The following is a 15,523-nucleotide window of genomic DNA, read 5'->3' as shown; positions in this document are numbered from 1 at the left end:
GCGGCGGACGGGCGCGCGAGGCAGGATGACGCCATGAGCACAGCGGTGCGGGACAACGACCAGCGGAGTCGGTTCGAGGCTTGGGTGGACGGCGAGTTCGCCGGTTTCGCCGACCATGTGCGCACCGGGGACCTGGTGGTCTATCCGCACACCGAGGTCCGCGCCGAGTTCGAGGGGCGCGGGGTCGGCGGCGCGCTGGCCAGAACCGCGCTGGAGGACGCCGACCGCCGGGGGCTGCGCGTCCTCGCCACCTGCCCGTTCATCATCGGCTGGCTGGAACGGCACCCCGAGTACCAGCACCTGACCCAGAGCGCCTGACGCTGAGCGCCTGACCGGGAGCGCTGACCGGGGACGCCGCCTCCCGATCTCGCGCCCGGTCCTCGGGGCGGGTGGGTGGCGTCAGTCCTGGCGGCGCAGCCGCTCCAGTTCGCGCCGGTCGCGCTTGGTGGGCCGGCCCGCGCCCCGGTCGCGCACCGGGACGGCGGGAACCTCCACCCGGGGCGGCGGCGGGGGACTGTTGTCGATCAGGCACTCGGCCGCGGTGGGCGCGCCGACCCGCTTGCGGATGAGCCGGGTCGCCTCGACCACCCGCTCCCGCCCCGCGTGCCAGACCCGGACCTCGTCGCCGACCTTCACCGCCTGCGCGGGCTTGACCCGCTCGCCGTTCACCTTGACATGGCCCGCGCGGCAGGCGGACGCCGCCATCGACCGCGTCTTGATCAGCCGCACCGCCCAGATCCAGGTGTCCACCCGCACGCTTCCCTGCTCACCGGCCATGCCCCGAGCCTATGCCCTCGCCCCCGATCAGCTCATACTTTTTCCGACCGACCGACCGACCGACCGACCGACCGCCACCGCCGTCCGACGCTGGACCGCCGTCGCCGGGGCTCACCGGCCGGGCACGGCGGCCGTGGGGCGGTGGGGGAGGGACGCGCGCCAGTGGACCTCGGCCGGCAGCACGGTGGGGGAGGTGGGCGGGTCCACCGTGTGCTCGACCACCCGGATCAGCAGCTCGGCGCAGGCCTGGCCCAGCGCGCGCGGATGGAGGTCGACGGCGGTCACCGGCGGCGTGGTCATGGTCAGCGTGCGGCTGTCCCCGCAGCAGGCCAGCAGCAGATCGTCGCCCACCCGCCGGCCCGCCGCCGCCAGGGCCGGCAGCGCGCCGCGCACGATGGGCTCGGAGGACATCACCAGCAGGTCGGTCGCCGGCTCCCGGGCGAGCAACGCCTCGATCTGCGCCTGGTGTTCGCCCACCGACATGTCGCCGAAGCGGCTCTCCCCGGTGGTGGCGGGCAGCCCTCGCTCCTCGCACCAGGCCAGGAACTCCGCGCGGAGCAGCACCCCCCAGCCGCTGTTGGCGTCGGGGCCGACGAACGCGGGGCGGGTCACGCCGTGCGCCAGCGCCCGGTCCAGGATCGCGCGGAGCGCCGCCGCGTGGTCGGCGACGATCACCGGGCAGTCCGGCATCCCGGGGGGCAGATGTTCGCCGGCGACCACCGGCAGCCCGGACTCCAGGAGTTGGCGGGCGCGCAGATCGTCGGCGATCGGGTCCGCGATGATCACGCCGTCCACCCGGGGTACCCGGTTCCGAGGCACCTGGGGGTCGCTGGAGAGCAGGGTCAGGTCGTAGTCGGCGGCCTGGGTGCCGTCCAGCACGCCGGTCACAAACTCCCGGAAGTAGTCGGAGGCGAAGCGGTCACCGGCGTGCAGATGATGTAGCCCGATGGACCGGACCGATCCGGTGCGCAGGCCCTGAGCGACCGCGTTGGGGCGGTAGTTCAACTCCTCGGCGGCCCGGGCGACGGCCCTGCGGGTGGCGTCGGTCATCCGGCCGGTGCCGGAGAGCGCCTGGGACGCCGTGCTGGGGGAGACGTTCGCGGCCCTGGCCACGTCCTTGAGCGTCACTGTCTGGCGCCTCATGGGCACATCATACGAGCGCCACCCCGCTCGCCGGGGAGTCGCGTCCCGGGGGTGGTCGCCCCTCGGGCGCCGGGCGGCCGAAAACAATCGCCCTTGTTACGGCCAGGCTTCGTCGGCGCTTCGGGCACCGGCGGAGCGGTCCGTTCTCGCACCAGCTGTGTAAACACCGTCTGTCGCACCCCACTTGGCCATTGACGAATCGATTTCGCAGTACCTAGTTTCTCGTCCTACCCGAACGAGACGGCGATCAGGCCGTGCCGAGGGGACAACGAGGTTCACACCGGCGGCAACTCACCCCAACACGGGGCGAAGCGGGTCACGATCCCGCCGCATCGGGTCAGGTACGGCGCATCCGCAGAGAGGGCCCATGACCGAGAACCGCAGTGATTCCAGCCAGCCGTTGGACCCGCACGGGGAGCACCAGCACGGCTCCGACGGCGGTCACCACCATCACCACCACGACTTCGGCGAGGGCTTCTGGGAGCAACCGCCCCGGCTGGGCAGGGGACTTGACGGCCATGGCGCCGTGGACGACTTCAACGTCGGCCGCAAGCCGGGCCCCATCTTCGTCAACCGCAAGGGCGAGGGAGGCTTCGCCGGGATCCAGACCTTCGCCAAGCTCCCGGTCTGTCTGACCCCGGAGGACCTGGTGGCCGGGGAGATGGACGTCGCCATCTGCGGGGTGCCGTGGGACGCGACCGCGTCCGGGCGCAGCGGCACCAACCACGGCCCGCTGGCCATCCGTTCGTGCGACTACAAGGGCGGCTACGGCCGGGCGCACTACTCCCTCGACGTGCGGGTCGACGCGTTCGAGGAGCTGAGGATCTGCGACTACGGCGACGCGCCGATCAGGGTCGGCAACACCTGGACCACCTTCGAGGAGATCCGCAAGTTCGTCGGCACCATCGTCGACTCGGGCGTGATCCCGATCATTCTCGGCGGCGACCACGCCACCACCTGGCCGTCGGCCACCGCGCTGGCCGACCACTACGGCTACGGAAAGGTCGGCATCGTGCACTTCGACGCGCACGCCGACACCGGAACCGACACCCCGGGCAGCCTCGCCAGCCATGGCACCCCGATGCGCAAGCTGATCGAGAGCGGCGCGGTCCCCGGCAAGAACTTCGTCCAGGTCGGCCTGCGCGGCTACTGGCCCGACCAGGAGACCATCGACTGGATGGACGAGCGGCGGATGCGCACCCACTTCATGGCCGAGATCAACCGGGACGGCTTCGCCAAGGTCCTGGAACGCGCCGTGGACGAGGCCCTGGACCAGGCCGACCACCTCTATATCTCGCTCGACATCGACGTCGCCGACCCGGCCTACGCGCCCGGCACAGGAACCCCCGAGCCCGGCGGGCTGACCAGCATCGACGTGCTCACCGCCGTGCGCCGACTGGCGGCCGAGGTGGGCATCGTCGGGATGGACGTCGTCGAGGTCAGCCCGCCCTACGACGACCGGGGCGAGATCACCGCGCTGCTCGCCAACCGCGCCGTGCGCGAGGCGCTCACCGGCATCGCCATGCGCCGCAAGGGGCTGACCGAACCCGACTACCTGCACCCCGGCGCCCTGGGTCCCGGCCACTCCCGCGCGCTGCGGGACCGTGCCTGATCGTGCCTGGCCGTGCTTGATCGTGCTTGACCTCACTCCACCGCTGAGGCGCCGGCTCCGCGCCACCCCGCCCGAAACACCGAGGAGTTACCCATGAGACGGCAATCCGCCATCCGGCGCGCCGCGTCCCTGGCCGCCGTGTTGGCCCTCACGGTCGCCGCCTGCGGCGGCAACGGCGACGGCGGCACCGGCTCCGCCGCGCCCACCGACGGGGTGCTGCGCGTCGGCCTGCTCAACGACATCGGCCAACCGCCCGACCCCGACGTCTACTACTCGGGCAACGGCCTGGCGCTGACCACCAACATGTACGAGGGGCTGGTCCGTTACGAGCCGGGCGTGGACACCACCACCATCGGTCCGGCGCTGGCCACCGACTGGGAGGTGTCCGAGGACAACACCAGCTACACCTTCACCCTGCGCGAGGGGGTCACCTTCCACGACGGGACCCCGTTCACCCCCGAGGCCGTCGAGGCGTCGTTCGACCGGCGGACCGCCGTCGGCGCCGGCCCCGCCTATATGGTCGCCGGCGTCGACAGCGTCGAGGTGGTGGACGCGACCACGGTGACCGTCCACCTGTCCGAGCCCAACTCCGCGTTCCTCGACTATCTGGCCTCGCCCTACGGCCCGCGCATGATCAGCCCCACCGCGCTGACCGAGAACGCCGGCGACGACCACGCGCAGCGCTATCTGGCCACCCACTCGGCCGGCACCGGTCCCTACCAACTGTCCGAGGCCCGCGTCGGCGAACGCTACGAGATGACCGCCTACCCGGACTACTGGGGCGGCGAGGCCACGTTCACCACCATCGACCTGCCGGTGTACACCGACACGTCGGCCATGCAACTGGCCCTGAACAACGGCGATCTGTCGGCCATCATCGGCGCGGTGCCGTCGGCCTCCCAGGCCCGCTACATCGAGGACGACAGCCTCCAGGCGTACAGCCTGCCCTCGTTCCAGGTGGGCGTCCTCTACATGAACCCCAACCGCCCCTTCATGGCCACGCCCGAGGCGCGGCAGGCCATGTTCCAGTCGGTGGACTGGGCAAGCGTCATCGACCAGGTGGTGGCCCACAAGGCCGAGTTGGCGACCGGAAGCTACTCGCGCGGCGCGCTGCCCGAGGGCACCGAATCCCGCGAGATCGTCCACGATCCCGCGCCCCTGGCCGACTACGCGGCGGGCCTGTCCGGACCGGAGAAGACCGTGGTGATCGGGCATTCGGCGGCCAGCGCCGACGACGCCCAGATCGCCAACCTGATCGCCGCCCAACTCCAGGGTCTGGGCCTGGACGCCACCATCACCAGCTACCAGACCGCCCAGGTCTTCGGCGAGTTCGCCGCCGACCCGGAGAACGCCCCCGACATCTATCTCGCCTCCGGCACCTGGCCCGACTCCAGCAACCCCTATATGTACGGGCATGTGTTCTGGGACCAGGACGGTGGCCTCAACCACCTCCAGTGCTTCTCGGACGAGACCACGGAACTGCTCTCCGACGCCCTGGTCACCGGCGACCCCGAGACCTATGTGGCCGCCGCGGCGGCCAACGAGGCGGCCTCCTGCACCCCGGCCTGGGCCTATGTCAACGACTTCGTGGTCGCCCAGCCCTGGATCGGCCGGATCGCCGAGTCCCACAGCATCGCGGAGCCCTACACCCTCGACTTCCACACGCTGACGGTCCAGGACCAGTAGTCCCCGCCCGGGGGCGCCGCCCGCGCCCCCGGGATCGGCCCGAAGGAACCCCATGCCACACCGCCGGTCCCACGAACGGCCCACCCGCGCGGCGGATCTCCCCGCGAGCTTCTGGTGGCTCTGGTTCGCCGTCCTCGTCACCTGGACCGGACGCTTCGTCGTCCCGTTCATGACGCTCTTCCTCACCCGCGACGCCGGGCTCAGCACCTCGGAGGCCGGCATGATCGTCTCCGGCTACGGCGGGGGAGTGGTGCTCTCCGCCCTGGCCGGCGGCGTGCTCTCCGACGTGGTCGGCCGCCGCCGCACCCTGATCGGCAGCCTGCTGCTCTCCGCCGGCACCATGCTGGTGATCCCGTCCTTCCCCCAACCCGCCGCCATCGCGGTGCTGTTGTTCGTCTTCGGCCTGGTGAACGGCGCGGCCCAGCCGGCCGTCGCCGCGCTGATCACCGATCTGGTGCCCCAGGCACACCGGCGCGCCGCGTTCGCCTACAACTTCTGGGCGGTCAACCTCGGCTACGCCATCGGCCCCCTGCTGGCCGGCTTCATCGCCGACCGTGCCTTCTCCTACCTCTTCTACGCCCAGGCCGGCGTGCTGCTGGTCTCGGCCAGCATCGTGCTGGCCCGGGTCACCGACAGCCATGTGCCCACCGGGCGCCGTGGCCGGCGGGACGCCGACGCCCCGCCGGCGCCGCCCGGCGGACTGCGCCAGGTGCTGCGCGACCGGGTGTTCATCACCTTCGTCCTGGCGATGCTCGTCTACTCGGTGGTCTATGTGCAGTCCACGTCCTCGCTTCCGGTGGCGATGGTGGAGGACGGCTTCAGCTCCGCCGAGTACGGCTTTCTGCTCACCCTCAACGGGGTGCTGCTCTGCGCCCTGCAGATCCCCTCGGCGCGGCTCGTCGCCCGCTGGCGCCGCGAGGCGGTGCTGGCCGGCGCGCTGCTCTTCACCGCGCTGGGCGTCGGGCTCCAGGCGTTCGCCAACTCCTGGATCTTCTACGCGACGGCCGTCTCCATCTGGACCGTCGGCGAGATGGGCGCCCATCCGTCCGCCCAGTCCATCGCCGCCGACATGTCCACCCGTCAGGCCAGGGGCCGCTATCTGGGCACCTACGCCCTGGCGTTCAGCATGGCCACCATGATCGGACCGCTGGTCGGCGGCACCGTCATCCAACGGTGGGGCAGCGGCTGGCTCTGGGGCGGCTGCTCGGTGGCCTGCGTGCTGCTCGCCGGCTTCCTCACCCTCACCGCCCGCACCAGGGAACGGCGCCTGGCGGCGGGGATCCCCGGCGGTGTGTCGGGGACGGCCGGGGGCGCGACGGGCGCCGGTGAACCCCCCGGGGCGCCCGCGCCCCAGGAGCCCGCGACGGACGACGGCCCGCCGACCGAACCACCCCTCAGCCGCCCCCGCACCGGAGAACCAGAACCCCTCAGCGATCCCGCACCGCGGCGGGACCGCGTGGACCGGCAGGGCCGGTAGCCACTCGGCCACCGAAAACCATCGGGAGGACCGCACATGCTGGACACCCAACACGCCAGGCCGGAACAGGCCGGCGACCAACCCACCGAGGCCACGCCCGTGGCCACCCTGCGCGACCTGCGGGTCAGCATGTCCCGCAACGGGACCCGTGCCACCGTCCTCAAGGGTGTGGACCTGGACATCAACGCCGGCGAGATCCTGGGCCTGGTCGGCGAGTCGGGATCGGGCAAGAGCATGCTCTCCCTCGCCCTGCTCGGCCTGCTCCCCGCCTCGGCCGCGCCCCGGGTCGGCGGCACCCTCCGGGTCGCCGGCGTGGACATGCTCGGCGGAACGGAGGAGGAGCGGCGCCGGGTGCGGAAGTCCAGCCTCGGCGTCGTCTTCCAGGACCCGATGACCTCGCTCAACCCCACCATGCGCGTCGGCGACCAGGTGATCGAGGCGGCCGGCAGCGGCGCCGAGGCCGTCCGCCTGCTCAGCGCCGTCGGCGTCCCGGACCCCGAACGCCGGATGCGGGCGTTCCCGCACGAACTCTCCGGCGGGCTGCGGCAACGCGTCATGATCGCCATGGCGGTCGCCGGGGAACCCCGACTGATCATCGCCGACGAACCCACCACCGCACTCGACGTGACCGTTCAGTCCCAGGTCCTCAGGGTGCTGCGGGGGCTCGCCGACGAACTCGGCTGCAGCGTGCTGATGATCACCCACGACCTGGGCGTCGCGGGACAGATCGCCGACCGGATCGCGGTGATGTACAGCGGCAGGCTCGCCGAGGTCGGCCCCACCCGACAGGTGCTGAACCAGCCCCGACACCCCTACACCCTGGGCCTGTTGGCGTCCAGGCTGGACTTCCACACCGACCGGGACGGCCCCCTGCGCACCCTGGTGCCCGACACCGCAGAGGCCACCGCCTCCGACGGCTGCGCCTACCACCCGCGCTGCCCCCTCGCCACCGACCGCTGCCGCGCCGAACTCCCCACCCTGCCGGCGCCCGAGAGCGCACCCGAACACGACGCCGCCTGCTTCCACGCGGAGAACGCGGGGGAACGTCTCCTCGCCCTGGCCGCCCGCACCGCCCCCACCGGCACCGCAGTCGCCACCGCCGAGGCGCCGCCCCCTGCCACGGGGGCGCCGCCCGGGGCACCCGGGGCGATCCTCGGCACCACCGAGCTGACCTGCGAGTTCACCGTGCGGGACCGCCGTGGGCGCAAGGCCAGGCTGGCCGCCCTGCGCGGCGTCACCCTCGATATCGAGGCGGGTGAATCCCTCGCCCTCGTCGGCGAGAGCGGATCCGGCAAGTCCACCCTGCTGCGGGTGCTCGCCGGACTCCAGAAGGCCACCGGCGGTGGCATCGACGGACCGTCGGGACAGGAGGTGCAGATGGTCTTCCAGGACGCCGGCGCCTCCCTCACGCCCTGGCTGACCGTCCGCGAACTGCTCGTCGAACGCCTCAGGGCACAGCGGCTCGACCGGGCCACCCGACTCGAACGGGCCCGCGCCGCGCTGGCGGCCGTCGGCCTCGCCGAGGACACCCTGCACGCCCGACCCGCCGAACTCTCCGGCGGCCAGCGGCAACGCGTCGCCCTCGCCCGGGCCACCATCGTCCCGCCCCGGCTGCTGCTCTGCGACGAACCGACCAGCGCCCTCGACGTCTCCCTCGCCGCCAATGTGCTCAACCTCATCAGACGACTCCGCGAGGAACTGGGCATGACCGTCGTCTTCGTCACCCACGACCTGTCCGTGGCCCGGATCATCGGCGACCGGATCGCCGTGATGTACCTGGGGCGGCTGGTCGAGGTCGGCTCGGCGGAGGAACTGATCGCGGACCCCAAACACCCCTACACCAAGGCCCTGATCTCCGCTGTCCCCGGGCTCGACGTCGCGCTGCCGACGCTCGACGGCGAGCCGGCCAGCCCCCTCGCGCCGCCCTCCGGCTGCGCCTTTCACCCGCGCTGCCCGGTCGCCGTCGACGCGTGTGCCGACACCCTGACCGGCATCCAGCTGGTGCCCATCGGGCCCCGCCCGCCTGGCCCGGCCCGCACCGCGCCCCCGTCGGCCCGCCGCGCCGTCGCCTGTGTGCACCGGGGGGAGTTCTGATGGCCGCCGAGATAGCCGAGGTCCGCCCCCCGGTCCGGATGCCCCGCCGACACCTCGGCGGCGGACGGCTGTTGGACCACCTCATGGTGGCGCTGCTCGGCCTGGTGACCCTGGTCGCGCTGGCCGCGCCCCTGCTCGCGCCGGCCGATCCGGTCGGCACCAGCGGCGAGCTCTACGCCGGCATCGGCAGCTCCGACCATCTGCTGGGCACCGACGGCATCGGCCGCGACCTGCTCTCCCGCACCCTGCTGGGCCTGCGCACCAGCTGGTTGATGGCGCTGGCCGTCGTCGCCCTGGGACTGCTGGTCGGCGGAGTGGTCGGACTGCTCGCCGGCGCCTTCGGCGGCTGGCTGGACGCCGTGCTGATGCGGGTCACCGACCTCTTCCTGGCACTGCCCGGCACCCTGGTCGCGGTCGCCGTTGCCGCCGCCCTCGGCTCCGGGCTCGGCAACACCTTCCTCGCCATCTCCGTGGTCTGGTGGCCCTACTACGCCAGAATCGTGCGCGGCGAGGTGCGGTCCCTCGCGGCCCGACCGCATGTCGAGGCCGCCCGGATGGCGGGCGTCGGCACCCCCCGGATCATCCTGCGCCACCTCCTCCCCGGCGTGGTGCCGTCCGCCGTGATCACCGCCAGCCTCGACGTGGGCAGCGTGGTCCTCGTGCTGGCCAGCCTCTCCTTCCTCGGGCTCGGCCAGTCCGCCCCGGCCCCCGAGCTGGGCGCCGACACCTCCCGCGCCCTGCCCGAACTGCTCACCCACTGGTGGATACCGGTCATCCCCGGGATCACCGTGATGCTGCTCAGCCTGATCGCCAACCTCGGCGGTGACGCGGTGCGCAACATCATGGCTCGGCGCGGTCACTGACCCCGCGCCGAGCCGTGTGACCCCACCCCGGCTCCGCTCATGAAAGGCCCAACGGACCATGACCCCGCGTTTTCTCGGCACCCGGCTGGCCTCCCTGGTCGCGCTGCTGCTGGTGCTCTCCGTGGTGTTGTTCGTTCTCCAGGAGATCTCGGCGACCGACGCCGCCGCCGCGACCCTCGGACCGACCGCCTCGCCCGAGGCCATCGCGGCGGAACGCGCCAGGCTCGGCCTGGACGCGCCGCCCGTCACCCGTTACTTCGACTACCTCGGTGGCCTGTTCACCGGCGATCTGGGCATCTCCTTCCGCACCAAGCGGCCGGTCACCGAGGACATCGGGAGCTATCTGCCGGCCACCCTCGAACTCGTGCTCTTCGCCTTCCTGTTGGCGCTGGTGCTGGCCCTGCTGTTCGCCCTCTCCAGCACGCTGCGCTGGAAGGGCACCGGCGCCCTGCGCGGACTGCTCTTCGTCCTCTCCACCGCTCCCACCTTTCTGCTGGGCATCTTCTTCCTGATCGTCTTCTACCAACAGCTGGACTGGCTGCCCGCCAACGGCCGGGTCAGCGGCGGCGGGGACGTGGACGGGCCGACGGGCCTGCTCGTCCTCGACGGGCTGCTCGCCGGGGACCCGGCCACCAGCGTCGACGCGCTGCGCCACCTGCTGCTGCCGGCCCTGGCCCTGGCGGTGGGCCCCGCCCTCGCCATCGGCCGGGTGTTCCGCTCCAGCCTGCGGTCGACCCTGGACGCGGAGTATGTGCGCACCGCCCGCGCCAAGGGGCTCGGCGAACGCTCCCTCGTGCTCCGGCATGTGGCACGGAACTCCGTCAACGCCGCCCTCTCCATGACCGGGCTCCAGATCGGCTTCATGTTCGCCGGGGTGCTGGTCGTGGAGAGCGTTTTCAGCTGGCCGGGGCTCGGCAGCTATCTGGGGGCCGGCATCCCGGTCTCCGACTTCCCCGCGGTCGCGGGGGTCACCTTCGTCCTGGGCGCGGTGTACATCGTCGCCAACACCGCGGCCGACATCCTCCAGGGGGTGGCCGACCCCCGCGTCGCCGTCTGACCGACCGACCGGACCCGACCCGGGCTGCCGACCGGCCGGCGGCCCGGCCGGGCCGGAACGGGCGAACCGACGACGGCACTTGACGGAACGTTGCTGCAATGGGGTGAGCCAGCGGAAACCTGGGCCGCCGGCCGCGTTGGACAGCGTGCCCCCGCGCTGTCGGGGGCACCCACCCACGCGAGGGAAGGCCCACTCGATGAACATCCCAGGCACCACCGCACGGCAGGCACTCGGCATGGCGGCTCTGGCGCTGCTGCTCGGCGGCTGCGCCGGGACCGCCGGCGGCGAGGACGCCGAGGACGGCGCCCTGAAGAAGCCCACGCCCCTGGCCACCGCCCACGCCGTGGCGCCGGCCAGCGAACCGAGCCCGGCCGCCGGACCCGAGGGACCGGCGGGGAAGCGGGAGGACGGATCGGCCGCCCCCGACCCCACCCCCACCCCCACGGCGCCCGCCCCCCAGCCCTCGGGGCCCGAACCGATCGCGCCGGGGCCCGTCGAGGAGCCGGCCCACGCCCCCGCCGGCCAGGAAGCCCCGCCCGTCGAACTCCCGGACTCCTTCTGCGCCTTCCCCGACCCGACCATGAACGCGGTCTGCCGCTCGGCGCTCGGCCGCTAGGCCCAGGCGTCTCCTCCGGCGCCGGGCGGACGCCCCCGGATCCCGAACCGGGGCGCCTCCGGCCCGGCGCGGGCCGCGCTCCCGCCGCCCCTGCCCGCTACCCCCGATAGGCCTCCAGCAGGCGCAGCCACACCTCGCTGATCGTCGGATACGCGGGGACCGCGTGCCACAGCCGCGCCAGCGGCACCTCCCCGACCACGGCGATCGTCGCCGCGTGCAGCAACTCGCCGGCCCCCGGCCCCACAAAGCTCGCTCCGACCACCACCTGGCGGTCCTCGTCCACCACCATCCGCGCCCGACCCCGATAGCCCTCGGCGAAGAGTGCCGCGCCGGCGACGGAGCCCAGGTCGTAGTCCACCGCCCGCACCCGCAGGCCCGCCTTCTCGGCCGAGGCCAGCGTCAGTCCCACGGAGGCCGCCTCCGGGTCCGTGAACACCACCTGGGGCACCGCCTGATGGTCGGCCGTCGCGGCCTGGGCACCCCATGGCCCGTCATCGACCCCCGCACCGCGGGCTCGGGCCACGATCGCGCTCGCCGCGATCCGCGCCTGGTACTTCCCCTGGTGGGTGAGCATCGCGCGGTGGTTGACATCCCCCGCGCAGTAGAGCCAGTCGCCTGGCACCCCCTGGACCCGGAGCGAGTCGTCCGCCGCGAGCCAGTCGCCCGGGGTGAGCCCCACCGTCTCAAGACCCAGCTCGTCCGTGCGGGCCCGGCGCCCCGTCGCGAACAACACCTCGTCGGCGATCACGGTGTTGCCCCCGGACAGCTCGACCACCGCGGGGCCATCGGGATCCGGCCGGCGCAGCGCCGCGACGGAGGCGCCGGTGCGCAGCTCGACCCCCGCCCTGGCCAACCCCTCCGCCACCAGCTCGCCCGCGAACGGCTCCCAGTGCGGCAACAGGGTGTCCCCTCGCACCAGGAGCGTCACCCTGGCGCCCAACGCCTGCCAGGCGGCGGCCATCTCCACCCCCACGACCCCGCCGCCGACCACGGCCAGCCGCTCCGGCACCCGCTGCGACGAGGTGGCCTCATGGCTGGTCCACGGGCGCGCCTCGTCCATGCCGGGCAGCGGCGGCAGGGCGGGGCGCGAGCCCGTGCAGAGCGCCACCGCGTGCCGGGCGGTCAGGCGCCGCTCCGTCCCGTCCGACGCCGTGACCACCACCTTTCTCGGCCCGGCCAACCGGCCCTGACCACGGACGAGTTCGACATCGACGGACTCAAGCCAGGAGACCTGCCCCTCGTCCCGCCAGTTGCTGGCGAAGGCGTTCCGGCTGGCGAGCACCGCCGCCGCGGCCAGCTCACCGCCCGCCGCCTCCCGGGCGCCGGGGACCGCACGCGCCGCGGCCAGCGCGGCCGCCGGGCGCAGCAGGGCCTTGCTCGGCATACAGGCCCAGTACGAGCACTCGCCGCCCACCAGATCGCCCTCCACCAGGGCGGTGCGAAGCCCGGCGGCCTGGGTGCGCTCCGCAAGGTTCTCCCCGGGGGGCCCGGCGCCGATGACGATCACATCGAACACATCGATCACATCGCCGTCCGCCGGGGCCACGGCCCCGGCGGGGGCCCTCGACGTGTCGGCACCGAACTCCTCGGCGGTATCAGGACGATCCGTCATGCCGGCCTGCTCCTCTTCCTCGGTGTGCGGGCGCCCGTGGGGCGCACCTGTGCTCTCACCGTAGGGCGGTGTCGCTCGTCGGCCCCGGCACCGTGCCGTGCCGGCCGGGGGAGAGGAGGGAAGGGGCAGCTGGACGAACGCGGGATGAGTCGACATGGTCACACTCCGTAGTTGCTTGAGGTGAGACCAGGTCTATCAGCGGCCACTGACAATCGTTGCCCCAGCGGAGTCCTCCCGCCCGGTTCGGTCAACAGTGGTTCTCAGGTGGTCAGAGTCCGTCGGTAAAGGATCGCGAGCCGATCGCCCAACTCCGCCTGTGACCAGCCACGTTCGTTGAGCAGTCCCGCGATCACCTCGCTGGAGACCAGTGACCAGAGCAGGTCGGCCCCCGTCTCCACCGTCCAGGGCTCGGCCAGCCGCCCCTCGTCCGCGAGCCATTCGGCGAGCCGGCTGCAGTTCGCCAGCTGGGCGTCGCTGGCGCGTCGGTGGTGTCGCCCGGCGTCCGCGTCCTGCCGGCGCACCTGCTGCACCGCCTGGTCGACGGCGAGCACCCGGGGGTGGTAGCGCGCCAGATGGTGGGCCCACTCGGTCAGCGCGGCGACGGAGTCGTCGGCGGACCAGACCCGCCGCTCGTCCGTGCCGTCGGGGGCCGGCACCGGCCGACCGCCGCGTGGATCAGGCGGTTCTTGTTTCCCTCGGCGCCGAGACCGGCCAGGTCGGCACGGTAGCCGTGTTGGAGGTAGAGCACCGGGATCCGGGCCTCCCTGGCCCCGGCGAGCACCCGCGCGATCGGCTCGACGATCGCGCCGACCACCGAGGGATCGCCGCCACCGACATCGAGGCTGCCCGCCCTGACCATGGCCGCCGTCGCCGAGCGGGTCGGCGTCTCCCGACGCGGGCTCTATCTGCACTTCGGCTCGCGCGGCGAGCTGGTCACCGCGCTCTTCGACTACCTGGCCGGCCAGGAGGGGCTTGACGCCTCGCTCAGGGTATTGGTCCACGACACCTGGAACACCATGATCGTGGATCGGCTGACACCGGTCGGAGGTGATCACGTGCTGCGCAAGAACCGATTCAGCGGGTTCCACGACAGGGCCCTGGACGCCACCCTGCGCCGGCTCGGCGTCAACGACCTGATCGTCACGGGCTGCACCACCAGCGTCTGCGTGGAGTCGACGGTCAGGGACGCGATGTTCCGCGACTACCGGCCGCTGGTGCTCACCGACTGCGTCGCCGAGCCGCAGGGCCGCCGTCACCACGACTCCACGGTGGCGCTGGTGGAGAACAGCTTCGGCTGGACGGCCGCGTCCGAGGATCTGCTGGCGGCGTTGACAGGCCGCTGAGCCCGGTCGCGAGGCGCGACCGAAGCGGTCAGCGGCCGGGCGGCGGTGCGGTGCTCGCCCTCGGCACCATCCAGGTCGGCACCAGCGTTGTGCCCCGCTCCATGGTGTCCGTCCGCAACTGTCGGAGCACACCCTCCACGCACCGCCGGCCCACCTCGGCGAAGTCCTGGTGGATGGTGGTCAGGGGTGGGGTGAAGGAGCCGGAGTCCGGGATGTCGTCGAAGCCGACCACGCTGATCTCCCCGGGGACCGCGCGGCCGCGCTCATGGAAGGCGCGCAACAGGCCGAGCGCCATCTGGTCGTTGGCGGCGAACACGGCGGTGCAGCGCGGCTCCTCGGCCAGCTTCAGTCCGGCCAGGTAGCCGGAATCCGCCGTCCAGTCGCCCCGCAGCGGTGGCGGCACCTCCCGGCCGGCCTCGGTCAGGGTGTCCCGCCAGGCGTCGGTCCTCCGCTGGGCGGAGAACGAGTCGTCCGGTCCCGTCACATGCCAGACCGTCTCGTGGCCGAGGTCCAGCAGGTGCTGAACGGCGTCCCTGGCGCCCCCGGCCTGGTCGGTGTCCACCACGCTGTAGCGGTCGCCCGCGTCGGAGTCCATCACCACCACGCTGACGTTCGGCGGCAGGGTGACCGTTCCGGCGTCGAGGAGGTGCACCTCCATGATCACGATGATCGCGTCGACGGCCAGCTCTCCCAGCCGGGTGAAGGCCCCGCGCACCTGGTCCTGGGTGGGTGCGGCCACCGGCAACAGCGTGATCGCATAGCCCTGTTCGGCGGCGGAACTGGCGATGGCCTCCAGGGTCCTAACGTTTCCCGTGGTCGAGAGGGTAAACAGGATGACGCCTATCGTCCGGAACTCTCCGCTCTTGAGCGCTCGCGCGGCGCTGTTGGGTCGATAGCCCAACTCCTTCATCGCGGCTAGCACCTGCTGCCGGGTGCTCTCCACCACACCGGGGTGCCCGTTGGAGACCCGGGAGACCGTCTGGGAGGAGACGCCGGCCAGCCGGGCCACGTCCGCCATGGACACCCGCTTCTGCCGAAGCGGCCGTCGGGCGCCCGGATCGGCGGCCGGCCCCCAGACGCCCTCCGCGTCCGCGCCAGATCCCAACTCGTCCACGCCGCTCTCCTGTTTCGTGCCCGATGTACGGGGGCGCCCGACCGAACCGGTACCGGGCCGGCGCTTGACGCTCCCCAGCAGGCAGTGTAAGCATCACATTAATCAATGTTTACGTAAACACCCACTGCG

General features: G+C 72.7%; 15 protein-coding genes. 9 read left to right on the top strand and 6 right to left on the bottom strand.

Annotated features, from left to right (window positions below; translation table 11 throughout):
• Nucleotides 1-33 precede the first annotated feature (33 nt).
• The gene (locus AOM46_RS24075) at nucleotides 34-318 is read left to right on the top strand and encodes a GNAT family N-acetyltransferase (protein ID WP_062214885.1); all 285 of its coding nucleotides are present in this window, start codon (nucleotides 34-36) and stop codon (nucleotides 316-318) included.
• Between the two features lie 81 nt (nucleotides 319-399).
• Here the strand turns inward: AOM46_RS24075 and AOM46_RS24070 are convergent, their stop codons facing one another.
• Nucleotides 400-777: an RNA-binding S4 domain-containing protein gene (locus AOM46_RS24070; RefSeq protein ID WP_062214883.1), complete on the bottom strand. Its 378-nt coding sequence runs from the start codon at nucleotides 775-777 to the stop codon at nucleotides 400-402.
• A gap of 111 nt (nucleotides 778-888) precedes the next feature.
• Nucleotides 889-1,920 carry a LacI family DNA-binding transcriptional regulator gene (locus AOM46_RS24065; RefSeq protein WP_067226519.1) on the bottom strand — a complete coding sequence of 344 codons (1,032 nt, stop codon included), beginning with the start codon at nucleotides 1,918-1,920 and terminating at the stop codon, nucleotides 889-891.
• A 367-nt stretch (nucleotides 1,921-2,287) separates the two neighbouring features.
• Between AOM46_RS24065 and speB the strand changes: the two genes are divergently transcribed.
• The 7 genes from speB to AOM46_RS24030 all read left to right on the top strand — a co-directional run bounded on the left by speB (nucleotide 2,288) and on the right by AOM46_RS24030 (nucleotide 11,325).
• Nucleotides 2,288-3,532: an agmatinase gene (gene speB / locus AOM46_RS24060; protein WP_107080159.1), complete on the top strand. Its 1,245-nt coding sequence runs from the start codon at nucleotides 2,288-2,290 to the stop codon at nucleotides 3,530-3,532.
• A 93-nt stretch (nucleotides 3,533-3,625) separates the two neighbouring features.
• Complete coding sequence (locus AOM46_RS24055) at nucleotides 3,626-5,218, top strand: ABC transporter substrate-binding protein (RefSeq protein ID WP_062214879.1); 1,593 nt, start codon at nucleotides 3,626-3,628, stop codon at nucleotides 5,216-5,218.
• Between the two features lie 52 nt (nucleotides 5,219-5,270).
• Nucleotides 5,271-6,695, top strand: a complete 1,425-nt coding sequence (locus AOM46_RS24050; RefSeq protein WP_062214877.1) for an MFS transporter — start codon at nucleotides 5,271-5,273, stop codon at nucleotides 6,693-6,695.
• Nucleotides 6,696-6,731: 36 nt separating this feature from the next.
• Nucleotides 6,732-8,789, top strand: coding sequence for an ABC transporter ATP-binding protein (locus tag AOM46_RS24045; RefSeq protein ID WP_067226517.1), 2,058 nt, complete (start codon nucleotides 6,732-6,734; stop codon nucleotides 8,787-8,789).
• Nucleotides 8,789-9,652 (top strand): ABC transporter permease, encoded by an 864-nt coding sequence (locus AOM46_RS24040; RefSeq protein WP_062214874.1) that lies wholly within the window; start codon nucleotides 8,789-8,791, stop codon nucleotides 9,650-9,652. Before AOM46_RS24045 ends, AOM46_RS24040 begins: the two co-directional genes overlap by 1 nt.
• Nucleotides 9,653-9,710: 58 nt before the next feature.
• The gene (locus AOM46_RS24035; protein ID WP_062214872.1) at nucleotides 9,711-10,709 is read left to right on the top strand and encodes an ABC transporter permease; all 999 of its coding nucleotides are present in this window, start codon (nucleotides 9,711-9,713) and stop codon (nucleotides 10,707-10,709) included.
• Nucleotides 10,710-10,905: 196 nt separating this feature from the next.
• Nucleotides 10,906-11,325, top strand: coding sequence for a hypothetical protein (locus AOM46_RS24030; RefSeq protein WP_062214869.1), 420 nt, complete (start codon nucleotides 10,906-10,908; stop codon nucleotides 11,323-11,325).
• A 97-nt stretch (nucleotides 11,326-11,422) separates the two neighbouring features.
• Here AOM46_RS24030 and AOM46_RS24025 read toward each other — a convergent pair whose 3' ends face one another.
• The 3 genes from AOM46_RS24025 to AOM46_RS24015 form a co-directional block, all read right to left on the bottom strand.
• Nucleotides 11,423-12,937: an NAD(P)/FAD-dependent oxidoreductase gene (locus AOM46_RS24025; protein WP_078857138.1), complete on the bottom strand. Its 1,515-nt coding sequence runs from the start codon at nucleotides 12,935-12,937 to the stop codon at nucleotides 11,423-11,425.
• Nucleotides 12,938-13,197: 260 nt separating this feature from the next.
• Nucleotides 13,198-13,593 (bottom strand): hypothetical protein, encoded by a 396-nt coding sequence (locus tag AOM46_RS24020; RefSeq protein ID WP_062214867.1) that lies wholly within the window; start codon nucleotides 13,591-13,593, stop codon nucleotides 13,198-13,200.
• The gene (locus AOM46_RS24015) at nucleotides 13,527-13,796 is read right to left on the bottom strand and encodes a hypothetical protein (protein ID WP_062214865.1); all 270 of its coding nucleotides are present in this window, start codon (nucleotides 13,794-13,796) and stop codon (nucleotides 13,527-13,529) included. The genes AOM46_RS24020 and AOM46_RS24015 overlap by 67 nt, the downstream gene beginning before the upstream one ends.
• Here AOM46_RS24015 and AOM46_RS24010 point away from each other — a divergent pair.
• Nucleotides 13,795-14,280, top strand: coding sequence for an isochorismatase family protein (locus tag AOM46_RS24010; protein WP_062214863.1), 486 nt, complete (start codon nucleotides 13,795-13,797; stop codon nucleotides 14,278-14,280). The two genes, AOM46_RS24015 and AOM46_RS24010, sit on opposite strands and share 2 nt — an antisense overlap.
• Before the next feature lie 28 nt (nucleotides 14,281-14,308).
• Here AOM46_RS24010 and AOM46_RS24005 read toward each other — a convergent pair whose 3' ends face one another.
• Entirely contained in the window at nucleotides 14,309-15,394 is a 1,086-nt protein-coding gene (locus AOM46_RS24005) for a LacI family DNA-binding transcriptional regulator (protein WP_234313935.1), read from the bottom strand.
• Between the last annotated feature and the right edge of the window lie 129 nt (nucleotides 15,395-15,523).

Origin of the sequence: Streptomyces sp. NBRC 109706 (assembly GCF_000974485.1) — a bacterium.
GTDB lineage: Bacteria > Actinomycetota > Actinomycetes > Streptomycetales > Streptomycetaceae > Streptomyces.
Note: the sequence above shows the minus strand (reverse complement) of the source record. Positions and strands in the feature narration are given on the sequence as shown.

Bases quoted from the DNA above. Each gene is read 5' to 3' on its own strand.
- AOM46_RS24075 (WP_062214885.1), top strand. From the start codon at position 34: ATGAGCACAGCGGTGCGGGACAACGACCAGCGGAGTCGGTTCGAGGCT.
- AOM46_RS24070 (WP_062214883.1), bottom strand. From the start codon at position 777: ATGGCCGGTGAGCAGGGAAGCGTGCGGGTGGACACCTGGATCTGGGCG.
- AOM46_RS24065 (WP_067226519.1), bottom strand. From the start codon at position 1,920: ATGAGGCGCCAGACAGTGACGCTCAAGGACGTGGCCAGGGCCGCGAAC.
- speB (WP_107080159.1), top strand. From the start codon at position 2,288: ATGACCGAGAACCGCAGTGATTCCAGCCAGCCGTTGGACCCGCACGGG.
- AOM46_RS24055 (WP_062214879.1), top strand. From the start codon at position 3,626: ATGAGACGGCAATCCGCCATCCGGCGCGCCGCGTCCCTGGCCGCCGTG.
- AOM46_RS24050 (WP_062214877.1), top strand. From the start codon at position 5,271: ATGCCACACCGCCGGTCCCACGAACGGCCCACCCGCGCGGCGGATCTC.
- AOM46_RS24045 (WP_067226517.1), top strand. From the start codon at position 6,732: ATGCTGGACACCCAACACGCCAGGCCGGAACAGGCCGGCGACCAACCC.
- AOM46_RS24040 (WP_062214874.1), top strand. From the start codon at position 8,789: ATGGCCGCCGAGATAGCCGAGGTCCGCCCCCCGGTCCGGATGCCCCGC.
- AOM46_RS24035 (WP_062214872.1), top strand. From the start codon at position 9,711: ATGACCCCGCGTTTTCTCGGCACCCGGCTGGCCTCCCTGGTCGCGCTG.
- AOM46_RS24030 (WP_062214869.1), top strand. From the start codon at position 10,906: ATGAACATCCCAGGCACCACCGCACGGCAGGCACTCGGCATGGCGGCT.
- AOM46_RS24025 (WP_078857138.1), bottom strand. From the start codon at position 12,937: ATGACGGATCGTCCTGATACCGCCGAGGAGTTCGGTGCCGACACGTCG.
- AOM46_RS24010 (WP_062214863.1), top strand. From the start codon at position 13,795: ATGGCCGCCGTCGCCGAGCGGGTCGGCGTCTCCCGACGCGGGCTCTAT.
- AOM46_RS24015 (WP_062214865.1), bottom strand. From the start codon at position 13,796: ATGGTCAGGGCGGGCAGCCTCGATGTCGGTGGCGGCGATCCCTCGGTG.